This is a genomic window from [Eubacterium] eligens ATCC 27750, assembly GCF_000146185.1.
In the GTDB taxonomy this organism is placed as follows: domain Bacteria; phylum Bacillota; class Clostridia; order Lachnospirales; family Lachnospiraceae; genus Lachnospira; species Lachnospira eligens.
Window position 1 is genome coordinate 580420 of sequence record NC_012778.1, and the last position, 23208, is coordinate 603627.

Here is a 23208-nt window from a genome sequence, read left to right on the forward strand (position 1 = left end):
ATGGTTAAATATTAATAATTAATATAACTAATCTCAGGAGGAAGATATGAGCGGCGTAAAGAGAGTTTTTGTCGAGAAAAAGAAACCATTTGCAGTTAATGCGAAAGAATTACTTGAGGAGATAGGAGGATATCTTGGAATAAAGACTATTACAGATGTAAGAGTTCTTATCCGTTATGATATTGAGAATCTTTCAGAAGAAACATATAAGAAAGCACTTACTACTGTTTTTTCTGAGCCACCGGTAGATGATGTTTATGAGGGAACATTTCCAGCGGGAAAGGATGATTTCGTGTTCTCTGTAGAGTATCTTCCAGGACAGTTCGACCAGAGAGCTGATTCTGCAGAACAGTGTGTTAAGTTCTTTAATGAGAATGAGACACCAGTTATCAAGACTGCTGTAACTTATGTATTGACAGGAACTGTTACTGATGAGGAGAAGAACAGGATTAAGGAACACTGCATTAACCCTGTTGATTCAAGACAGGCAGCAGAGGATATTCCAGAAACTTTAGTTACTGAGTTCAAGACTCCTGCTGATGTTATTTATTTTGACGGATTCAAGGATATGCCAGAGGATAAGTTAAAGGAATTATATGATTCTTTAGGACTTGCCATGACATTTAAGGATTTTAAGTTCATTCAGGAGCATTTTGCTGGTGTTGAGAAGCGTGATCCTTCTATGACTGAAATCAGAGTACTTGATACATACTGGTCAGATCATTGCCGTCACACAACATTTGCAACAGAGCTTACAGATGTTAAGTTTAAGGACGGATTCTACAAAGCCCCTATGGAAGCTACATATAACAAGTATCTTTCAGACAGAGCAGAAATATATAAGGACCGTAAGGACAAGTTCGTATGCCTTATGGACCTTGCACTTATGGGTGCTAAGAAGTTAAAGGCTGAGGGCAAGTTAGCTGATCAGGAAGAATCTGATGAGATTAATGCCTGCTCAATTGTTGTTCCGGTTGAGATCGATGGAAAGACAGAGGAATGGCTTGTTAACTTTAAGAATGAGACACATAACCATCCAACAGAGATTGAGCCATTTGGTGGCGCAGCAACTTGTCTAGGTGGTGCTATAAGAGATCCATTGTCAGGACGTACATATGTATATCAGGCAATGAGAATTACAGGTGCAGCAGACCCTACTGTTCCGGTATCAGAGACAATTCATGGAAAGCTTCCACAGAGAAAGCTTGTCACAGGTGCAGCTCACGGATACAGTTCATATGGTAACCAGATCGGACTTGCTACAGGATATGTTAAAGAAATCTATCATCCTGATTATGTTGCCAAAAGAATGGAGATTGGTGCAGTTATAGCTGCTGCTCCAAGAAGTGCAGTTAAGAGAGAGAATTCTGACCCGGGAGATATCATTATTCTTCTTGGTGGAAGAACAGGACGAGATGGATGTGGCGGAGCTACAGGTTCATCTAAGGTTCATACAGAGAAGTCTATTGAGGATTGTGGTGCTGAGGTTCAGAAGGGTAATGCTCCTACAGAGCGTAAGATGCAGAGACTCTTCAGAAGACCAGAGGTTACTAAGCTTATTAAGAAATGTAATGACTTTGGTGCAGGCGGTGTATCCGTTGCAATTGGTGAGCTTGCAGCAGGTCTTAAGGTAGATCTTGATAAAGTTCCTAAGAAGTATGAAGGTCTTGATGGAACAGAGCTTGCTATATCAGAGTCTCAGGAGAGAATGGCTGTTGTAGTTGATCCTAAGGATGTTAAGGAATTCCTTCAGTATGCTGCTGAGGAGAACTTAGAGGCAGTTGAGGTAGCTGTTGTAACAGAAGAACCAAGACTTGTTCTTAACTGGAGAGGTAAGGATATCGTTAATATTTCAAGAGCATTCCTTGATACTAATGGTGCTCATCAGGAGACTAAGGTTGTAGTTGATATTCCTTCACAGGAAGACGATTACCTTAAGCCGGTTAAGGTTACAGATGTACGCGGTAAGTGGTTAAAGACTTTAGCAGACCTTAACGAATGCTCACAGAAGGGACTTGTTGAGAGATTTGATGGTTCTATCGGAGCCGGTTCAGTATATATGCCATATGGTGGTAAATATCAGCTTACAGAGACACAGAGCATGGTTGCAAAGCTTCCAGTGCTTAAGGGCTCATGCGATACAGTAACTATGATGTCTTATGGATTTGATCCATATCTTTCATCATGGAGCCCATATCATGGAGCAATCTATGCTGTAACAGATTCTGTAGCTAAGATTGTTGCTGCCGGTGGTGATTTCAGTAAGATTAGATTCACATATCAGGAATACTTCAGAAGAATGACAGAAGATCCAGAAAGATGGAGCCAGCCATTTGCTGCACTTCTTGGCGCATATGAAGCACAGATGGGATTCGGACTTCCATCAATCGGTGGTAAGGACAGTATGTCAGGAACATTTGAACATATTGATGTTCCACCAACACTCTGCTCATTTGCTATTGATGTAGCTAAGGAAGGAGATATTATTACTCCTGAGCTTAAGAATGATGGTGATGTATTAGTCAGATTTGATATTAAGAAGAATCAGTATGATCTTCCAGATTTCGAACAGGTTAAGGCACTTTACAGTGCAATACATGAGCTTATCCAGAAGAAGGCAATTGTGTCTGCATATGTTCTTGATGCTAACGGACTTGTACCAGCACTCAGCAAGATGGCATTTGGTAATAAGTTAGGTTTTGAGATTAGCGCAGACGTTAAGGAAGATGACCTCTTTGCACCAGCTTATGGCTGTATCGTTGCAGAAGTTCCAGCGGACAAGCTTAGTGAGATTACTACAGCTTATACTAAGGTTGGTACTGTTAAGGATAATGGTAAGTTCACATACAAGGAAGTTTCAATTAATGTAGAAGAAGCATTAAGCGTATGGGCTGATACCCTTGAGGGTGTATTCCCAACTAAGGCTTCTAAGGAAACTACACCGGTTGAAAGCAAGTTATATGAAGCACCAAGCGTACATGTATGCAAGAATAAGGTTGCTAAGCCAACAGTATTTATCCCGGTATTCCCAGGAACTAACTGTGAGTACGATAGTGCCAAGGCATTTGAAAGAGCCGGCGCTGATACAATCGTTAAGGTGTTCAAGAACCTTGATGCTGAGAGTATCAGAGAGTCTGTAGATGAATTTGAGAAGGCTATTAACCAGGCACAGATTATTATGTTCCCTGGTGGATTCTCAGCAGGTGATGAACCAGATGGTTCTGCCAAGTTCTTTGCTACAGCATTCCGTAATGCCAAGATGAAGGAAGCAGTTGAGAAGCTACTTAATGAGAGAGATGGTCTTGCACTTGGTATCTGTAATGGATTCCAGGCTCTTATAAAGCTTGGTCTTGTACCTAACGGAAAGATTACAGGACAGGATGCACAGTCACCTACACTTACATTTAATACAATTAACCGTCATATATCTAAGATGGTATATACTAAGGTTGTCAGCAATTTAAGCCCATGGCTTGCTAATGCAGAGCTTGGCGGAGTATACTGCAACCCAGCTTCACATGGTGAAGGAAGATTTGTTGCTCCTAAGGAATGGCTTGATAAGCTCTTTGCTAACGGACAGGTTGCTACACAGTACTGTGACCTTGACGGTAATGTATCTATGGATGAAGAGTGGAATATCAATGGTTCATACATGGCTATTGAAGGTATCACAAGCCCAGACGGAAGATGCTTCGGTAAGATGGCACATTCTGAGAGACGCGGCGACAGTGTTGCTATTAATATATATGGTGAGCAGGATATTAAGATATTCGAATCAGGTGTTAAGTACTTCAAGTAATGCATAGAATATGTCAGCATTGTGCCATTAGAATTGGAGGGGTATATTATGGCAAGAGATAAAGTAAGCACAGATATATTATGGAAGGACAGGAAGAGAATTCTCTTCCTCGGACTTCCATGGTCATTTACAAGATACAGTGTATCTAAGGATAGATTCTTTATAAGTAAAGGATTTTTCAGCGTTAAAGATGATGAGGTAAGACTGTATCGTATTATGGATATTTCATTGGAGCGCTCATTCATGCAGAGACTTGTCGGAGTAGGAACTATTAAAGTATGCTCTGGAGACAAGACAATGGGTGACTTTGAGATTAAGAATATCAAGAGACCTAGGGCTACTAAGGAGCTATTATCAGATCTTGTGGAGAAGCAGAGAGATATCAAGAGAGTTGTCAATAGAGAGAATATGATTGACGGTCATGACCATTCAGATGGTCAAGCGGATATTGATGACCTTGACAATAATGATGACGATGCACCATTTGACAGATAATTTGTAAAAATGTATTGACAGCTATATAGAAAGATGATATTTTAATAGTTAGTTAAAGCTAACTGATGTAACGGGTATCCAGTTAGGATATCCGTTATTTTATAAATACGGGTTAGACAAAGCTAACAAGAGTAAGGTAAATGAAAGGATGAGAATATGAGCGTAGTTATTATTGGTGGAAATGAATGTATGGAACGCCAGTATCAGCAGATATGTAAGAAACACGGCTGCAAGGCGAAGGTATTTGTTAAGGAAAAAAGCGGATTTTCCAAGCAGATTGGAACACCCGATCTTATGATACTGTTTACTAATACGGTTTCTCATAAGATGGTTTTATCAGCTGTTACAGAGGCTAAGAAGAATGATGTAAATATAGTAAGAACACATTCAAGCAGTGCGGCATCGCTTACAAGTGTTTTAGAAACATATTTAAGCGAAAGCAGGGCATGCTGATAAAGAAGAGGATAAAGTGCAATATGGAAGGAAAAGAAAAATGGTCTGTACAGATGTATTGGGAAGAATTGAGCGGGAAGTTATAAAAGAGTGTTCTCCGACGCTTGCCGGATTAAAGACGGGCAACCTTTTTAATTACAGATATGATAATATATCTGATTTTAGGAAAGAGCTTGCAAGTGTAAACAGAAAACTTAACGCCAAAGGCGTGTATGTTACATTTTTAAAGCGAAATGAAAAGAGTGCACTTTTATATGTGTTCAGACCTGACAGATTAGAGAAGGATTTGTCACAGCCAGCAGTACAAAATGTACTGAAAACATTTGGATATACAGATTATAAAGTTGGAGCAAGCATCAAGCATCTTAAACAGAGAGTGGGGGAGAACACATGCTTTCCACATGAAATAGGATTGTTCTTAAGTTACCCGGTGGAAGATGTAATCCAGTTTATAAGACAAAAGGGCTGTAATTACAAATGTTGTGGGGTATGGAAGGTGTATTGTGATGAGGCATTTAGCCAGAAGATGTTTGCACGTTACAGAAAATGCACAGAAGTATATTTAAGAGTCTTTGACCGAGGCAGAAGCATATCTGCATTAACGGTTTAAGCATATAAAAAGTAAAAAAGGAGAGATTGGATAATGAGTAAAGTAGCAGTAGTTTATTGGAGCGGAACAGGTAATACAGAGACAATGGCTAACGCAGTTGCAGAAGGTGCTAAAGGAGCCGGAGCAGAGGTTGATGTACTTGTGGCAAATGATTTTAATTCAGAAAAGGTTGCTGAATATGATGGAATCGCATTCGGATGCCCGGCAATGGGAGCAGAGAATCTCGAAGAATCAGAGTTTGAGCCAATGTTCACAGAGGTAGAAGGAAGTCTTAGCGGTAAGAAAATTGCACTTTTTGGTTCATATGGATGGGGAAGCGGCGAATGGATGGCTGACTGGGAAGAAAGAAGTAAGGCTGCAGGTGCTGTTCTTGCAACAGACAGCGTAATCTGTCAGGAAGCACCAGATGATGATGCTGTTGAAAACTGCAAAAAACTTGGGGCAGCGTTAGCATAATTATTTATTGCCTGTAATATATTGAAAAGATTGCACATTTTGCCCCCTGGTTGGTTATATCAATCAGGGGTTAAATTGTTCTAAAAAATATTATAAAAATATAACAAAAGTTGTTGACATCTAATGACCATTAGAATATACTAACCGAGGTGGTAATGAAAAACATTATCAATATGCTAAAAAGAGGAGATGAGCTTATGCCATTAACTATGATTGATGAAGGAACTCCATACACAATCCAGCGGATTGGTGGAAAGGAAGAAATAAGACGTTTTCTTGAGAATCTTGGATTCGTTCCGGGAGCAGTAGTAACAGTTGTTTCTAAAGCTGGCGGTAATGTCATTGTTAACATTAAGGAATCAAGAGTTGCCATAGGAAAAGATATGGCTAATAAAATTATGGTATAAAGGACTGAATATGCCAGTTCTTATATAAAACTAAAATAAGAAGGAGATAAACTATGACTTTAAGAGATGTATCTGTAGGCCAGACTGTTAAAGTTACCAGGTTAAATGGTGATGGTCCGGTTAAGAGAAGAATTATGGATATGGGAATTACTAAGGGAGTTGAAGTCTATGTAAGAAAGGTAGCACCTTTGGGAGATCCTGTAGAGGTTACAGTAAGAGGCTATGAATTATCGCTTCGTAAAGCCGATGCCGAGATGATAGAGGTAGGCTGATTTTTTTTACATGCAGGTTAGCATAATCTAATTAATGTAAGAATTGTCAAATGTTTGTTAGTAAATACATAAACATTTATATAAAAGAAATGAGGTAGTCAAATGTCAATTAAAATTGCATTAGCAGGTAATCCAAACTGCGGTAAAACAACATTGTTTAATGCTTTGACCGGTTCTAATCAGTTCGTTGGTAACTGGCCAGGTGTTACAGTTGAGAAAAAGGAAGGTAAATTAAAGGGACATAAAGATGTAACTATCATGGATTTACCAGGTATTTATTCACTTTCTCCTTATACTCTTGAGGAGGTAGTAGCAAGAAATTATCTTATTAACGAAAGACCTGATGCAATCATCAATATCGTTGATGGTACTAACATTGAAAGAAACCTTTATCTTTCAACACAGATTATGGAACTGGGGATTCCAGTTATTATGGCTGTTAACATGGTCGATATCATGGAAAAGAACGGAGATAAGGTTGACCTTGCCAAGTTAGGAAAGAACCTTGGATGTGAAGCTGTTGAGATATCAGCTCTTAAGGGAACTGGCATTAAGGAAGCAGCAGAGAAGGCTGTTAAGCTTGCAGAGAGCAAGAAGCTCAATACAATTGCTCACAAGTTTGATGATAAGGTTGAGGCAGCTATATCTGCAGTAGAAGATAAGCTTGGTCTTGATATTGTTGAAGAACAGAAGAGATTCTTTGCTATCAAGCTTCTTGAGAAGGATGATAAGATTAAAGTTCTTATGAAGAATGTTCCAGATGTTTCAGCTGAGATTGAGACTCTTGAGAAAGAATTTGATGATGATACAGAAAGTATTATCACTAATGAAAGATATACATATATATCTTCAATTATCAGTGGATGTTTTGCAAAGAAGTCTGAGAAGAAGCTTTCTACATCAGATAAGATTGATAGAATAGTTACTAACAGATTCTTAGCACTTCCAATATTTGCAGTCGTAATGTTCATCGTATACTATGTATCAGTTACAACAGTTGGTACATGGGCAACAGACTGGGCTAACGATGGTGTGTTCGGTGATGGCTGGCATCTCTTCGGAATTGGCACTTCAGCTTACGAAGAAGTAGCTGATGAGTATGGTGATTCAGATGCAATCATCGGGGCATATATCGACAGCCTTGGTGATAAAGGTGAAGAGTATGCAGATGCTATTGATACAGAAGCTGATGATTATGATTCAGATGCAGCAGTAGCAGCATTAAAGAAACTTGAAAACACAGTTCCAGCTAATCTTACATTAGATTATGATGTAGAAGATGAGGAAAATCTTAGTGTAACAACAGAGACAACAGATGCAGCTGGTGTTAAGGAAGCTATTGAACAGTGTATAGACAATGATGGTGCAGCTCCAGATCCTGCTAATTATGGTGTATGGGTTCCTGGTATCCCAGTGCTTCTTGAGTCAGGACTTGATGCAATTGGTTGTGTAGACTGGTTAAAGGGTCTTATCCTTGATGGTATTGTAGCCGGTGTTGGTGCAGTACTTGGCTTCGTTCCACAGATGCTTGTATTATTCATATTCCTTGCATTCCTTGAGTCTTGCGGCTATATGGCACGTATAGCATTCATTATGGATAGAATTTTCCGTAAGTTCGGTCTTTCAGGTAAGTCATTCATTCCAATGCTTATCGGTTCAGGTTGTGGTGTTCCTGGTATCATGGCTTCACGTACAATTGAGAACGACAGAGACCGTAAGATGACAATTATGACAACAACATTTATTCCTTGTGGAGCTAAGCTTCCATTCATAGCAATGGTTGCCGGAGCTATCTTTGATGGTGCTCCATGGGTTGCTCCATCAGCATACTTCCTTGGAATATTCTCAATTATCTGCTCAGGTATCATCTTAAAGAAGACAAAGTTATTCGTTGGAGATCCGGCACCATTCGTTATGGAGCTTCCAGCATACCATCTTCCAACAGTTGGTACAGTATTAAGAAGCATGTGGGAGCGTGGATGGTCATTCATCAAGAAGGCCGGAACAATCATCACACTTTCAACAATCATTATCTGGTTCACAACATACTTCGGATTTGTTGATGGAACATTTACAATGCTTGCAGATGATCAGATTGACTTCTCTATTCTTGGCAGAATTGGTAAGGCAATCGCATGGATATTTGCTCCTTTAGGATTTGGTAACTGGCAGGCAACTGTTGCTTCTATTACTGGTCTTGTTGCTAAGGAGAATATCGTTGGTACAATGGGTATCCTTTACTCAGCAGGTGAGGGAACAGTATATGCTAACATGGCAGCTACATTTACAGTAGTAAGCGGATATGCATTCCTTGCATTTAATCTTCTCTGTGCTCCTTGCTTCGCAGCAATGGGTGCTATTAAGAGAGAGATGAACAACACTAAGTGGTTCTGGATTGCAATCGGATACCAGTGTGGATATGCTTACCTTGTAGGTCTTGTAATTAACCAGATTGCTGGTCTTATTACTGGCGACACAGCATTTAATGTATTCACAGTAATCGCAATTCTTATAATTGTTGGTTTCATCTATCTGTTATTCAGACCATATAAGGAAAGTAAGACATTAAAGGTTGATTCTAAGAAGCTTTTAAATGCAACAAAGTAATTAAATGATATATTATCGGAGGTGTAATTATGCTGGGAACAATTATAGTAGGAGTTATATTAGTGATTATAGTTGCGCTTATTGTACGCAGTATGGTACACGACAAGAAAAACGGTAAATCGTTCACATGTGGTGGCGACTGCGGTAAATGCAAAGGCCACTGCCATTAAAAGGAGGTAACGGGTGGTCAGAAATCCTGATAAAGACAAAGACATTATTATTTCTCGTCTCAAGCAGCAGGGTTGCAGGATAACTAAACAGAGGCTTATGCTTCTTGATGTAATTCTTGAAGAGGACTGCTCAAGCTGTAAAGAGATTTATTACAAGGCAGTAAAAAAGGATCCTAAGATTGGGGCTGCAACTGTATATAGAATGGTTAATACACTGGAAGAAATAGGTGCAATTAACCGTAAGAATATGTATAGGATAACTTGTGATGAGAATGATAATGGCGGTTATACTGTAAGATTAAACGATGATTCGTCAATTAATTTATCAGAAAGCAAATGGAGTAAAATTATTGAGTCAGGGCTAGAAGCCTGCGGATACATTAAGAATCAGAAGATAACAAGTGTAGTTGACAGGAAAAAGGCAGTTTCAGTTAATAAATAATATTTACTAATAAGGGAGAGATGAAACTGTTTCATCTCTCCTTTTGCTATATTGAGAAGATTTCTCAATAAGTGGATTTATGTAGAAATGTTACATAATGTGTAATATAATAACCGTCAAACTTAAGAAACATTTATTGTCCAATGTGGACAGAGAGGAGCACAGTATGAAAATTGATAACTTAAAGAAACCAGGACTTTTCGCAGCAGGTGTATTATTTGGAACAGCAGGAATTAAGATTCTTACAAGCAAGGACGCAAAGAAGCTTTACACTAACTGTACAGCAGCAGTTTTAAGAGCTAAATCATGTATAATGAAGACAGCTACAACTGTTCAGGAAAACTGTGAGGATATATATGCTGATGCTAAGACAATCAATGAGACAAAGTATAACACAGAAGAAGTTGTACTTGATTCAGTAGATGAAAATGAGGAAGCGTAATAGAGTATGAAATTCACAATAAAGCATGATGTGCCCGGAAGAATCCGTGTTCACATGGATGCTTCCAGCATGACTTTTGCACAGGCAGATACCTTGCAGTATTATCTTAAGAATCTGCAGGGCGTTACGAATGCCAAGGTGTATGAGAGAACTGCTGATGCAGTCGTCGAGTACAGATGTTCAAGAAAAACCGTGATTGAAGCTATTGCTAAGTTCAGATACAGCAACATAGAGGTTCCTGAAGATGTTCTTGCAACATCAGGAAGAGCAATCAATTCTCATTATACTGAAAAGCTGGCGGATCAGGTGTTATGGAGAATGACTAAGAAGCTGTTTATTCCAGCACCGGTATGTGCGGTATTAACAACAGTATCTTCAATGAAGTACATTTATAAAGGAATCAGGACACTGCTTGATAGAAAGCTTGAAGTTCCAGTTCTTGATGCAACTGCAATAGGAGTTTCTATCTTAAGAAGAGACTTTAATACAGCTGGTTCAGTAATGTTTCTTCTTGGTATAGGTGAGATAATAGAGGACTGGACACACAAGAAGTCGGTTGACGACCTTGCAAGAACGATGTCACTTAACGTTAATAAGGTCTGGTTAAAGACAGATGATGCAGAAGTACAGGTATCTGTGAAAGATGTTAAGGACGGAGATAATGTAATAATCCGGATGGGTAATGTAATCCCATTTGATGGAACTGTTATCAGTGGTGAGGCTATGGTTAATCAGGCTTCACTTACAGGAGAATCTGAGCCTGTAAGAAGAGGTGAGGGAACTTCTGTATTTGCAGGAACTGTAGTAGAAGAGGGCGAGATAGTATTCAGGGTTAAGCGTGCCGGAGGCTCAAGCAAATATGACAAGATTGTCAGGATGATTGAAGAATCTGAGAAGTTAAAATCAGGTCTTGAGTCAAAAGCAGAGCATCTTGCAGATAAGCTTGTACCTTATTCACTTGGCGGAACTGCACTTACATATCTGTTAACACGAAATACTACTAAGGCATTGTCAATACTTATGGTTGATTTCTCATGTGCATTGAAGCTTGCTATGCCTATTACGGTACTTGCAGCAATAAGACAGGCAAGTCAGGCGAGTGCAACAGTCAAGGGCGGTAAGTTCTTAGAGGCAATTGCTGAAGCGGATACTATCGTATTTGATAAGACAGGTACACTTACAAAGGCTAAGCCAACAGTAAGCAGGGTATATTCATTTAACGGAATGCCGGAAGATGAGCTGTTAAGAATAGCTGCGTGTCTAGAGGAGCATTTTCCACATTCAATGGCTAAGGCTGTTGTTAATGAAGCTGGCAGAAGAAACCTTATGCACGAAGAGATGCATTCTAAGGTTGAATATATTGTTGCACATGGAATATCAACATTTATCGATACAAGCAAGGTTATCATAGGAAGCCATCACTTTGTATTTGAGGATGAGGTATGTGTAATTCCAGTAGGAAAGCAGGAGTTATTTGACAGCCTTCCAGATGACTGCTCACATCTTTATATGGCAATTAACGGTCAGCTTGCAGCAGTTATATGCATAATTGATCCATTAAGAGAAGAAGCACCGGAGGTTATTGAAGGGCTTAAGAAGGCTGGAATATCAAAGGTTGTCATGATGACCGGAGACAGTGAAAGAACAGCCGCCTCTATTGCCAGAAAGGTTGGAGTTACTGAATATTATTCAGAAGTTCTTCCAGAAGACAAGGCTAAGTTCGTAGAGAAAGAGCGGGCAGCCGGACGAAAGGTAATTATGATTGGTGATGGAATTAATGACTCACCAGCGCTTTCAGCAGCAGATGTAGGTATTGCCATAAGTGATGGTGCTGAGATTGCAAGAGAGATTGCAGATATCACTGTCGGCGCAGATGACCTTAATCAGATACTTATGCTTAAGAAATTAAGTGACAGTCTGATTAAGAAGATTAACAGAAATTACCGTGTGATTGTCGGATTCAATTCCGCACTTATTGCACTTGGTGTAACTGGCGTCATACAGCCTACAACTTCAGCACTTCTTCATAATACATCAACACTTGTTATAAGTCTTGAGAGTATGAAGAATCTGCCGGTATAAGATTATGAAACTAAAATTAAGTAAAAAGGGAAATTGACAAAGCCGTACGGCTAATATTATACTATATTTATCAAAATAAAGCCGCTCGGCTTTATTTATGAGAGAATATGTATAATAGAGCCGTACGGCTTATTTTAATGCTGGAGTGATTATCATGAAAATAACTGATTCAGAAGAACTGGGAAATATAATCAGGAACAGGAGAAAAGAATTAAAGTATACGCAGGCATTTTTGTCGGAATATACTGGTCTTAGTGTAAGTTTTATATCAGATGTGGAAAGAGGTAAGCCGACTGTTGAGATTGGCAAGGTAATACAGTTAATTTCGATTCTTGGACTTGATGTCAATATTGATGTAAGGGGGAGATAATGAGAAATTTAGAGGTATATATTGAATGTAATGGAAATATGATTAATGTTGGCAGTATTACAGGGCATAATTCTGACGATGCTGTATTTTCATATTCAGAGGAATATATAGAAGATAAATCTTCAAGATCAATATCAATCAGTTTACCGCTTGATGAAAGAAGTTTTTCAGCGGAAAGAACGCGATGTTTCTTTGAAAGTCTTTTACCAGAAGGATATACAAGAAGGTGTGTTGCGGGTTGGCTTCATGTCGATGAAAATGATTATATATCAGTTCTTTCAGAATTAGGAAGTGAGTGTCTCGGAGCAATAAGAATAGTAGAAGGAGATATGAATATAAAACAATCTTCTTACAGATTATTATCACATGAGGAATTGCTGGAGTTTGCAAGAGAAGGTGCAACTAAGTCAGCGGAACTGGTTATTAAATCACATTTATCATTAGCTGGGGCATCAGGAAAGACTGGATTATATTATGACAGGAATAATAATGAATGGTATCAGCCAGCGGGACTGGCACCAAGTACACATATATTAAAGCAGAGCCATGTAAGATTAAAAAAGATAGTTGCTAATGAACAGTTATGTTTGCTGACAGCAAGAAAACTAGGAATTAGGACACCAGATAGTTTTATTATTAATCTTAATGATAAAGAAGATGATTTTTTATTTGCAACTGAAAGATATGACAGAAAGATTTTAGATACATCCAAAGAATTAATGGGGAAGAAAGTTCCATTAAGACTTCATCAGGAGGATTTTGCACAGGCACTTGGAATTACAGCGTCACAAAAATACGAGAAAAACGGGAAAGATTATTTAGCAGAGGCATTTGAACTAATAAAAAATTATTCAAGCAATCCAATTGAAGATCAGATAAGGCTATGGGATTTATGTATATTTAATTATCTTATAGGTAATACAGATAATCATGTTAAAAATATTGCTCTTTTATATAGTGAGGATTTAAAAGGAATAAGATTAGCTCCGGCATATGATTTATTAAGTACTGTTATATATGACAGCAGCACAGAGAAAATGTCGCTTAACATAGATGGCGAATATGATATAAGGAATATAAATCAGAAGTCGTTTGAGAATGAGGCAAAGAAACTTGGTCTTGGAAAAGGAATAGCAACGCAGCATTTTTTAAGTATGGTTGAAAAATTTGAGATGGCACTTGAACAATCAACATATGAACTTGAGGAGCAGGGATATGGAGTTGCAGTCGATATACAGAAACAAATATTAAAAAAAGCAGGAATTCACAACTTTAAATTGACTAATCCGTAATTTAATTATATCATAAGTAACTAGGGACACTTTGTTTCACTAAAGTATAATGGGAGGAAGTTATATGTATTCATTTGATGAAGTATTAAACTATGATCCAGACCTTGCTAAGGCTATGGATGATGAACTTGGAAGGCAGAGAAGCCACATCGAGCTTATCGCTTCTGAGAACCTTGTAAGTAAGGCAGTTATGGCTGCTATGGGAAGCCCTCTTACTAATAAGTATGCAGAAGGATATCCTGGAAAGAGATATTACGGTGGTTGTGAGTATGTCGATGTTGTTGAGACACTTGCAATTGAAAGAGCAAAGAAGCTTTTTGGCTGTGAATATGCAAATGTACAGCCACATTCAGGAGCACAGGCTAACTTAGCTGTATTCTTCGCACTTGTTAATCCTGGAGATACAGTTATGGGTATGAGCCTTGACTGTGGTGGACATTTATCACACGGTTCACCAGTTAATATTTCTGGAAAATACTTTAACATCGTTCCTTATGGTGTTACAGCAGACGGATTTATTGATTATGATGAAGTATTAAGAATTGCCAAGGAATGCAAGCCTAAGATGATTATTGCAGGAGCTTCTGCTTATGCAAGAACAATCGACTTCAAGAAGTTCAGAGAAATCTGTGATGAAGTTGGCGCATTACTTATGGTAGATATGGCACATATTGCGGGTCTTGTAGCCGGTGGTGCACACCCAAGCCCAATTCCATATGCAGATGTTACAACAACAACAACACATAAGACACTCCGTGGACCAAGAGGAGGTATGATTCTTGCTTCAGCAGAGGCAGCAGAGAAGTTCAAGCTTAACAAGGCTGTATTCCCTGGAATTCAGGGCGGACCTCTTATGCATGTTATTGCCGGTAAGGCAGTATGCTTAAAGGAAGCACTTGACCCAAGCTTTAAGGTGTATGCTGAAAATGTTGTTAAGAACGCATCAGCACTTGCTAACGGACTTATGAACAGAGGCTTTGATATCGTATCTGGTGGTACAGATAACCATCTTATGCTTGTTAACCTCTTAAGCAAGGGCAAGACTGGTAAGGAAGTTGAGAAGCTTCTTGATGCAGCTAATATTACATGTAACAAGAATACAATTCCTAATGACCCGGCTTCTCCATTCGTAACAAGCGGTATCAGACTTGGTACAGCAGCCGTTACAACAAGAGGCTTCAATGAGGCTGATATGGATGTTGTTGCAGAAGCAATTGCTATGCTTGTTGATGATGTAGATGCTAACCAGGCTAAGGCAATGGAACTTGTTAAGGGACTTACAGATAAGTACCCACTTTATGAATAAAGATTTTTACTTATAATTACCTTAAGAATTAAAGAAAAAATGCATATTTTTGTTATTGCAATTTCAGGCACTTGGTACTATAGTTAATGGCGAAGTGCAAAGGGGCACGAAGGTGAAAGCTTTCGTGTCCTTTTTTGTATTCAGGAAACTAAGAAAGGTGCGTGGCGTTATGGGAAAGTTAGAAGGAAAAGTTGCAGTAATTACCGGAGCATCAAAAGGCATCGGTGAAGGAATCGCCAAAGTGTATGCAAAGTATGGTGCAAAATGTGTGCTTGCAGCAAGAGGACCTAAGGTACTTGAACTTGCAGAGCAGTTGAAAAGCGAAGGGTATGAGGCAACAGGTGTTCAGGTTGATGTATCTGATTACAAGAGTGTTGAAAGAATTGTTGAAGTTGCTGAGAAAACATATGGAAAGATTGATGTACTTGTATGTAACGCAGGTGTATGTGTTCTTGAAGACTTTCTTGAAGATGACACATTTGAAAATAGGGACTTACATCTTGATATTAATGTCAAAGGTGCATGGAATGTGGCAAAAGCTGTTATTCCAAGCATGATAGCAAATGGTGGTGGTGCAATCGTAGTTACAAGCTCTGTAACAGGAGATATGGTTGCTGATCCGGGAGAGGTTGCATATGCAACATCTAAGGCGGCACTGGTAGGATTTACGAAGGCACTTGCAAGAGAATTTGCAGATAAGAATATAAGAGTTAATGCAATATGTCCGGGATATGTAAGGACACCGCTTGTTGAAGGAATGGCAAAGCAGTCAGACCCGGAGAATCCGGAGAGAGCAATACAGGCAATTGCAGATGCAGTTCCTTTGAAGAGACTGGCTGACCCTGAGGAGGTTGGAGAACTTGCAGCATTCCTTGGATGTTATGAATCAAGCTACATAACCGGAACACAGATAGTTATTGATGGCGGAAGCACATTGCCGGAAACAACATCTATGGGACAGTAATTAAATATAAGAAAAGTACAAAGGCGTACATGAATCGGATAGATTTGTGTACGCCTTTTCTGATTGGAGGATAATGACATGGCATTTGAAAATGTTGATTTATTTGATGCGGTTGCAAATGCTTCGCTTGAAAAATACGGATGGCAGGACAGATGTGAGGCGAAACTCATAGTGCTGTCGGAGAATGCAACCTATATGGTCAAGAACAAAGAAACAGGTGAAAAAGAGGGAGTGCTTAGAATAAGCAGACCGGGTTATCACACATTGGATGAGCTTAATTCAGAGATGAAGTGGTTAAGACAGATTAATGACTACACACCGCTTCTTGTAGCTAATCCTATAAAAGGGCTTGATGGTAAGAATATACAGGAGATTACAGGACCGGATGGAAATGTATATTTCTGCGTTATATGTGATTTTCTTCCGGGAGAAGCACCTGATGAGAATAACGAGGAGCAGATGGTAAAGCAGTTCAGATATCTCGGCGAGACAACAGCTTATCTTCACCGTCAGACAGAGATATGGAACGGAACAGACAAGCTTGACCGTATGGTATGGACTTACGACACGATAATAGGTGAACATGCTGCATGGGGTGACTGGAGAGCATTTCCAGAGATGACCCCGGAGGCAGAAAATATATTGTCAGAGGTTTCAAGAATTATTAAGAGAAGACTTGAAAGATATGGAACTAATGAGAATAATTTTGGACTCATACATGCAGATTTAAGATTAGCTAATCTGCTTATTGAGGGCGACCAGATTAAGGTTATTGATTTTGATGACTGCGGTTTTGGATGGCACTTACATGACCTTGCGTCAGCGCTTAGTTTTATTGAGGACAAGCCAATTGTTCCAAAGCTTGTAAATGCATGGCTTGCAGGATATAAGAAGGTTCTTCCGTTCACTGATACGGATTTTGAAGAAATAGACACATTTATAATGATGAGAAGATTACAGCTTACTGCATGGCTTGCATCTCATCAGGAATCAGGTCCGGTAGCAGAATTAAGTGTCGGCTGGATGGACGGAACCATGGAATTAGCCGAAAGGTATCTTAGATTATTTGGCTAGGCACATAAGAAATCTTCGTGACAACAAATCATGAACAACAATAAGGGAGGAAGCTATTATGGGCGAAAAGAAAACAAATGCATTATCTAAATCAATGAAGCTGATTTATGTATATGCGATGGCAACGGGAGCAATATTTACATTTATGTGTTACTGGGATGGTATATTCATGTCATATACAGGTCCCGGAACATTCTTGGCATTTGCACTTATGACACTGGCAGTACTGCCGACAGCATTTGTGTATGCTGAATTCTCGACAATGTTACCAAGTACAGGTTCGTGTCTGGTATTCAATACGGTAAGTATTAACAAGCATGCAGGTTTCTGGTCAGCGTGGCTTATCATGTGTGCATGGATAGCCGTTCCTGCAGCAGGTGTACTTGGAATTATCGAATGGTTAAATCATCAGTTTGGTCTGGGACTTATAGGCGGCAAGGCAGTTATTGTCGGTTCATTAGTACTGTGCTTCTGGTGTGTACTCAGTCTTTATAAAAATGTTGTAGCAGGCAAGGTTCAGTCATTCATGCTTATGGCAGGTATCGCAGGTATTCTTATCTGTTCATTGCTTTTTCTGTTCAGCGGACACTGGAGCATTGCTAATTTCGCAGATTTCTTTACAAGCAGCAATGAAAAGCAGTGGGGTGGTAACTTTGCAACCGGTATTGCATGGGTTGTTGGCTGTTCATTTATGATAACACCATATTTCGGATTCGAGACAGTACCAGCAATGGTTGAGGAGGGCGACTTCCCAATTAAGGACCAGAAGAAAGCTATTCTTGGTTCAGTTATAACATGTGGTGCTATATATACAATTTTCTACTTCTGTCTTGCAGGTGCAATGCCTTGGGCAGAGCTTACTAATGGCGGTGACTGCCACCCATTCATCACATTTGAAGCATTACAGTACTGCTTTGGTGATAAGATTGCATGGTTTGTCCTTATAATGGGTATTGTTGGAGTTGTATTCCCAATTGGTACATCAGTACTTGGTTTCTGGTATTCAGGCGTCCGTATGATATATGCTATGGGTCGTCAGAATTTCCTTCCAAAGCAGTTCTCATACACTAATAAATACAACCAGCCAACACTTCCTAACATACTTATTCTTGTTGTAAGTATTGGATTCATTGCAATGCAGAGCATTACAGCATTCTTTGACCTGATGGCATTCGCGTGTGCATTGTGTTATGTGATTACGTCAATATCTTCACTGGTGCTTTTAAAGAAGCATCCTGAATGGGAGAGACCATACAAATGTGCAACAGGACTTAAGATAGCCTCTCTTATAATCATGGCAATTATCGCATTCTTCTGTACTATCGGTATCGGAAAGGCAACATGGTTAGGATTTGCAGGATATATGGGTGTAGGTCTTATCCTCTGGCTGTATATGATTCTTATTAAGTGGAAGCATGAAAAGGTATGGATGAAGACACCTGATGGTGATAAGGAATATTAAAATGTGAAGAAAAGAGGTTATGGATTATGAAAGAATTAGAGATAGTTATAAAGCCTGAGAAGCTTGAGAATCTTAAAAGGATTCTTGACAGTGAGGGTGCTAGAGGTGTAATGATTACAACAATATTTGGCTACGGTCACCAGAAGGGCGCAGGTCAGGTATATACAAGAGATGAAACACCGGGTATCAATCTTTTACCTAAATTAAGTGTAAGAACTGTCGTAAAAGACGAGATAGTTGAGGGTATAATTAATAAGGTATTGGAAGAACTTAATACTAACAGTTTTGGTGATGGTAAGATATTCATCAAGGATATTGAGGGAGTAGTCAAGATAAGAACCGGTGAAACCGGTAACGACGCTCTGTGATAAAGCTTTCTTACTTCCCTAATCTTTTTATAGAGGCAGCCGTCCTGTTTGATTAACAGGGCGGCTGCCGTTTTCTTGTGTGCCGGATGTTATGTTTTTCATGGTGTCGGATTGGACATTAAAGCGGAGAGAAGGTATGTTGAAGTCCAAAATGGGAGTTGGAGAGTGTCGGATTGGACATTAGAGCGGAGAGGACACATGAGAAAGTCCAAAATGAAAGTCGTAGCGTATCAGATTGGACGATAGAGCGGAGTGAAGGCAAGAAGAAGTCCAAAAAGGAAGTCGAGGAATGAAGAATTGGATGTTAAGGCAGAGAAATGACATGAAATGGTCCAAAAAGATGTATGAACCCCACAAAATATGAATAGAATATACATGTCTATATCATAAAGGGAGGACATGACAGATAATGAAGAAGCGGTTTAAAGTGACGATTGTACTAATGATGACTATGGCTTTGCTTGCAGGGATTATAGCCAGCCTTAGAATGGAGAACATATTTGCAGAGGAAAATGGCAGTTCAGAGGGCGTTACTGTGGTTATCCGGGAAGAGTACGACAAAAAAAGCTGGCAGTACCATTATTATTTTGACTATACAATACCTGAGGATTATGACGAAGATACCATTAAGATTGACCTTATAGGTGACCTTATGAAATATTATGAGGCTGAAACTTATGTACCGGGGGATGGAGAAAATTTTTATGTTAATATAGTTAATCTGTCTAAAAATGAGTATGTATACAGCGATGGTTCAATGAAGATTACGGATGGCAATTATGTTGATGAGAAGGATGCCGATATGGCATACACATATGATAATACAGAAGCAGAATATATTAAGGGAGCGTACACATCATTAAGCAATCGCCCGATTGCGGTAAAGAGTACAGTCTGGAGGACAAGCAACTCTGCGTTAAAGGAATTGCTTGACACAACAAGTAATGCTGCTAAATATTATTCTAATGAATCAGTTACAAGTGCATTGATTAATGCAGGCTATGAGAACGGACTTGACGACCTTGACGAGTATTATGTTGATTATATGAATAAAAAATACGACAAAACATGTGCAAAATTAGAAGATTTCAGCGTTATAGAGATTTGCAATGCAATATTTAATGGTTATACAGTTAATGTCAAGGAAGCAAATAAAAATGTTGCAGCCCTTGGATACAATATGTTTTATAATAATCTTCTGATGTTCACGCTTGATGATGCAACAGTTAGCAATGATGACTGTGTAGCTGGAAAATTCTCTTTGGGAAGCTGGATGCGAGATGAAAATAGCGTTGATTCATATATGAATAAAAAGACTGGTACGCTTGAAGTTGGAATGAAGGAAGCAAGAAATATTCTTAATGCACATCTTCATATAAGTGGACCGTATACAACGAATCCATATCAGGCAACATCATGGGGGATGGAATTCACATTCACACTTGATAAAGTCCAGCCACCGACAGAAGAGCCGACAACTCAGGAGCCACCGACAGAAGAGCCGACGACACAGGAGCCGACAACGCAGGAACCAACAACACAAAAACCAACACAGCCATCGACAGAGCAGCCGACAACTATGAGTTCTACATCAAGCATAGCACAGAGTAGTGATGCGGAAAGCAGTGTTACAGAACGCGTTGCAGAGGTTGCTGCTGATGAAGAAGTTGTAAGAACAGGAGATAGCAGGAAAGCGGTAATGTATGTTTCAATAATTTCTGCAGCAACACTTGTTTCTGTGATAGTTATTATTGCTGACAGAAAGAGAAAAATTTCTGAAAAGTAAAATTTGGAAGTGAAAATATCAGTCATAGGTGATATAATCAACGATAGTTTAAATGAAAAGGAATTAGATATTATGAGACATTTTTCGAGAACAGAATTAAAGGCAGCTATTAATATACTTAAGGAGTTTACTTCTAAGGGCAATTTTGCAGTTCTTATGTATATGGGTGACACTGATAAGCTTGAGGTATCACAGACTCTTAATTCGGATATGAGCTGCTTTTTATTATATGGAAGCATCCAGCCACTCGCATTTTTCTTTGCAGAAAATATTCCTATGACTGCGGGTGAGTTAGAAGAGATTATTAACAAACAGTCAGCAGTGTATGAAGAAGAGATGGACAATTACAGAAATGCACTAAAGGAAAGCGGTGCAGATAATGGACTGTTTATTACTAAATATGAAAGTATGATTCATACATTTATTGCATATGATCCTGACCAGAGTGGTGACAGAGACTGTTATGCACCATTTATTGAGGGTGCATTCAATGTTGAACCGGGTAAGGGACAGTTTGTTAATGAAGTTATGAGACTTGAAGTGTATGATGATGAATATGAGGATGACTGCGTAATCCAGAAGAAGCATTTTGTATATCTTTCATCAGTAAAATTCATGGGAGCATTCAATATGCGAATGATGATGAGTATGGTTGATGCACAGTATAACTAACATTTTACAATTCTTAAATTTATATAATATGTTTGAATCCCGGACTTCTGTATAGTATATTAGAAGTAACTTTAAAGAGTGGAGGGGTTGTATGAACAAAGGACATTTTAAAGACAGTCAGGTTGTTAAGGGAATTACGATAGGTGCAGTGCTAATTGTAATATATCTTGCCCTTAACAATGTGACTGGAATTCTTGATTCTATATCATATCTTGCAGGACTTGTAATGCCATTTATAATTGGCGCAGTCATCGCATTTGTATTCAATGTACCTATGAAAGCAATTGAAAAAGGACTTAACAGGCTGTTTGACAAGCGTTGTAAGAAGAAGCATCCCAGACTTATAAGAGTGCTTGCTTATATGCTAACACTGATTTTGATACTGGCTATTATTGCAGGTGTACTTTTTGTGGTTGTGCCTGAACTGGTAAACACAATAGCTGACCTTATAGGGCAGGTGCCAACAGCAGTTAATAATCTAATCAACTGGCTGCAGGTCAAGCTGTCTGCATATCCTGAGTATGAGGAAAAGTTAAGCAGCATATCAATCAACTGGGATTCTGTTCTTTCAAATGTTATGAATTTCCTTTCAATAGGAACTAAAGGAATTATCAATGGAGGAATTGGTGCAATAAGCGGATTTTTCTCAGGAGTCGCTAATTTCTTTATTGGATTTGTCTTTTCTGTGTATGTGCTGTTTCAGAAAGAGAGGCTTACAGCACAATGCAAGAAGCTTATGTATGTGTGCATGCCTGAGAACAGGGCAGATAAAATTGTTGAAGTGTTAAGACTTACCAACACTACATTCTCTAATTTTCTGTCAGGACAGTGTCTTGAAGCATGTATTCTTGGAACGATGTTTGTTATTACATTGTCTATATTGAGAATGCCTTATGCGCTTCTTATAGGAATTATTATTGCGGTTACTGCACTTATTCCGATTGTTGGTGCATTTATCGGATGTATAGTCGGTGTGATTCTTATAATGATGACAAGCCCGTTAAAGGCACTTATATTTGTGGGAGTATTCCTTATATTACAACAGATTGAAGGAAATCTTATATATCCTCATGTTGTCGGAAGTTCAGTTGGACTGCCGGGAATATGGGTGCTTGTTGCTGTTACAATCGGTGGCAATCTGTTTGGTATAATGGGTATGCTTACATTTATTCCAATCAGCTCAGTGTGTTATGCGCTGCTTCGGACATATGTCAACAGGAAAGTGGAAGAGAAGGAGATTGATAAGGGAAAGTTTAAGGGGTGATGCTTTCCGGAAATGGAAGTCAGGCGGCTGTGCAGCGGTTTGAAAACGAGCTGCACAGCCGCCTGACTTCATTCTCACGGAAGATTTGTGTGGGAAAGATTGGCAGGTGGAGTGTAATTTGCGGATTGGACGCTGGAGTGGTGAAGAGGCATGTGGAAGTCCAAATTGAGTGAGAAAGTGTGGAGGATTGGACCTTACAAGCAAGAGAATGAGGTAAAAGGTCCAGAATTGTTGTGAAATCTGGAAAGATTGGACTTTTTGCTGAATAAGCTGCTTGTAGTGTCCAATCCGCCTTGTAGTCAATGAGTTATTGGACATTAGCATATGAGAAAGCAGAGAAAAAGTCCAATCAGCCAGATTATCATGATATATAATTAATCTGGACAACATGATACCTATAGGTAGTCGAATATTT

22 protein-coding genes are annotated in these 23208 nt (G+C 39.1%); all 22 read left to right on the forward strand.

Features of this window, described 5'->3' with window-relative positions; genetic code table 11:
- The first annotated feature begins 46 nt into the window (after nucleotides 1–46).
- A complete protein-coding gene (locus tag EUBELI_RS02740; RefSeq protein WP_012738816.1) occupies nucleotides 47–3799 on the forward strand; it encodes a phosphoribosylformylglycinamidine synthase in 3753 nt (1250 codons plus the stop codon).
- A 48-nt stretch (nucleotides 3800–3847) separates the two neighbouring features.
- Nucleotides 3848–4294: a PH domain-containing protein gene (locus EUBELI_RS02745; RefSeq protein ID WP_041687971.1), complete on the forward strand. Its 447-nt coding sequence runs from the start codon at nucleotides 3848–3850 to the stop codon at nucleotides 4292–4294.
- 156 nt (nucleotides 4295–4450) lie between these two features.
- A complete protein-coding gene (locus tag EUBELI_RS02750) occupies nucleotides 4451–4747 on the forward strand; it encodes a DUF2325 domain-containing protein (RefSeq protein WP_012738818.1) in 297 nt (98 codons plus the stop codon).
- Nucleotides 4748–4787: 40 nt separating this feature from the next.
- Nucleotides 4788–5357 carry a DUF3793 family protein gene (locus EUBELI_RS02755; protein WP_012738819.1) on the forward strand — a complete coding sequence of 190 codons (570 nt, stop codon included), beginning with the start codon at nucleotides 4788–4790 and terminating at the stop codon, nucleotides 5355–5357.
- 33 nt (nucleotides 5358–5390) lie between these two features.
- Nucleotides 5391–5813, forward strand: coding sequence for a flavodoxin (locus EUBELI_RS02760; protein WP_012738820.1), 423 nt, complete (start codon nucleotides 5391–5393; stop codon nucleotides 5811–5813).
- A gap of 197 nt (nucleotides 5814–6010) precedes the next feature.
- Nucleotides 6011–6220: a FeoA family protein gene (locus EUBELI_RS02765; protein WP_022097505.1), complete on the forward strand. Its 210-nt coding sequence runs from the start codon at nucleotides 6011–6013 to the stop codon at nucleotides 6218–6220.
- A gap of 53 nt (nucleotides 6221–6273) precedes the next feature.
- Nucleotides 6274–6492, forward strand: coding sequence for a FeoA family protein (locus EUBELI_RS02770; RefSeq protein WP_012738822.1), 219 nt, complete (start codon nucleotides 6274–6276; stop codon nucleotides 6490–6492).
- A 102-nt stretch (nucleotides 6493–6594) separates the two neighbouring features.
- Entirely contained in the window at nucleotides 6595–9099 is a 2505-nt protein-coding gene (gene feoB / locus EUBELI_RS02775; protein ID WP_012738823.1) for a ferrous iron transporter B, read from the forward strand.
- Between the two features lie 32 nt (nucleotides 9100–9131).
- Nucleotides 9132–9269, forward strand: coding sequence for a FeoB-associated Cys-rich membrane protein (locus EUBELI_RS02780; RefSeq protein WP_041688474.1), 138 nt, complete (start codon nucleotides 9132–9134; stop codon nucleotides 9267–9269).
- A gap of 13 nt (nucleotides 9270–9282) precedes the next feature.
- Entirely contained in the window at nucleotides 9283–9711 is a 429-nt protein-coding gene (locus EUBELI_RS02785) for a Fur family transcriptional regulator (RefSeq protein ID WP_012738825.1), read from the forward strand.
- A gap of 166 nt (nucleotides 9712–9877) precedes the next feature.
- A complete protein-coding gene (locus EUBELI_RS02790; protein ID WP_049777859.1) occupies nucleotides 9878–10153 on the forward strand; it encodes a DUF6110 family protein in 276 nt (91 codons plus the stop codon).
- A 6-nt stretch (nucleotides 10154–10159) separates the two neighbouring features.
- Complete coding sequence (locus EUBELI_RS02795; protein WP_012738827.1) at nucleotides 10160–12235, forward strand: heavy metal translocating P-type ATPase; 2076 nt, start codon at nucleotides 10160–10162, stop codon at nucleotides 12233–12235.
- 154 nt (nucleotides 12236–12389) lie between these two features.
- Nucleotides 12390–12605, forward strand: a complete 216-nt coding sequence (locus EUBELI_RS02800) for a helix-turn-helix transcriptional regulator (RefSeq protein WP_012738828.1) — start codon at nucleotides 12390–12392, stop codon at nucleotides 12603–12605.
- On the forward strand, nucleotides 12605–13897 hold the full coding sequence (locus tag EUBELI_RS02805; RefSeq protein ID WP_012738829.1) for a type II toxin-antitoxin system HipA family toxin: 1293 nt from the start codon (nucleotides 12605–12607) through the stop codon (nucleotides 13895–13897). Before EUBELI_RS02800 ends, EUBELI_RS02805 begins: the two co-directional genes overlap by 1 nt.
- 64 nt (nucleotides 13898–13961) lie before the next feature.
- The gene (glyA, locus tag EUBELI_RS02810; RefSeq protein WP_022097500.1) at nucleotides 13962–15203 is read left to right on the forward strand and encodes a serine hydroxymethyltransferase; all 1242 of its coding nucleotides are present in this window, start codon (nucleotides 13962–13964) and stop codon (nucleotides 15201–15203) included.
- Between the two features lie 169 nt (nucleotides 15204–15372).
- Nucleotides 15373–16167 (forward strand): SDR family oxidoreductase UcpA, encoded by a 795-nt coding sequence (ucpA, locus tag EUBELI_RS02815; RefSeq protein WP_041687974.1) that lies wholly within the window; start codon nucleotides 15373–15375, stop codon nucleotides 16165–16167.
- Between the two features lie 78 nt (nucleotides 16168–16245).
- The gene (locus tag EUBELI_RS02820) at nucleotides 16246–17241 is read left to right on the forward strand and encodes a phosphotransferase enzyme family protein (RefSeq protein WP_012738832.1); all 996 of its coding nucleotides are present in this window, start codon (nucleotides 16246–16248) and stop codon (nucleotides 17239–17241) included.
- A gap of 58 nt (nucleotides 17242–17299) precedes the next feature.
- Complete coding sequence (locus EUBELI_RS02825) at nucleotides 17300–18703, forward strand: APC family permease (RefSeq protein WP_012738833.1); 1404 nt, start codon at nucleotides 17300–17302, stop codon at nucleotides 18701–18703.
- 26 nt (nucleotides 18704–18729) lie between these two features.
- On the forward strand, nucleotides 18730–19071 hold the full coding sequence (locus tag EUBELI_RS02830; protein WP_012738834.1) for a P-II family nitrogen regulator: 342 nt from the start codon (nucleotides 18730–18732) through the stop codon (nucleotides 19069–19071).
- Between the two features lie 409 nt (nucleotides 19072–19480).
- Nucleotides 19481–20857 carry a PT domain-containing protein gene (locus tag EUBELI_RS14535; protein WP_012738836.1) on the forward strand — a complete coding sequence of 459 codons (1377 nt, stop codon included), beginning with the start codon at nucleotides 19481–19483 and terminating at the stop codon, nucleotides 20855–20857.
- Nucleotides 20858–20929: 72 nt separating this feature from the next.
- Nucleotides 20930–21529, forward strand: a complete 600-nt coding sequence (locus EUBELI_RS02840) for a hypothetical protein (protein WP_041687976.1) — start codon at nucleotides 20930–20932, stop codon at nucleotides 21527–21529.
- Nucleotides 21530–21620: 91 nt separating this feature from the next.
- Entirely contained in the window at nucleotides 21621–22793 is a 1173-nt protein-coding gene (locus tag EUBELI_RS02845; RefSeq protein WP_012738838.1) for an AI-2E family transporter, read from the forward strand.
- Nucleotides 22794–23208 lie beyond the last annotated feature (415 nt).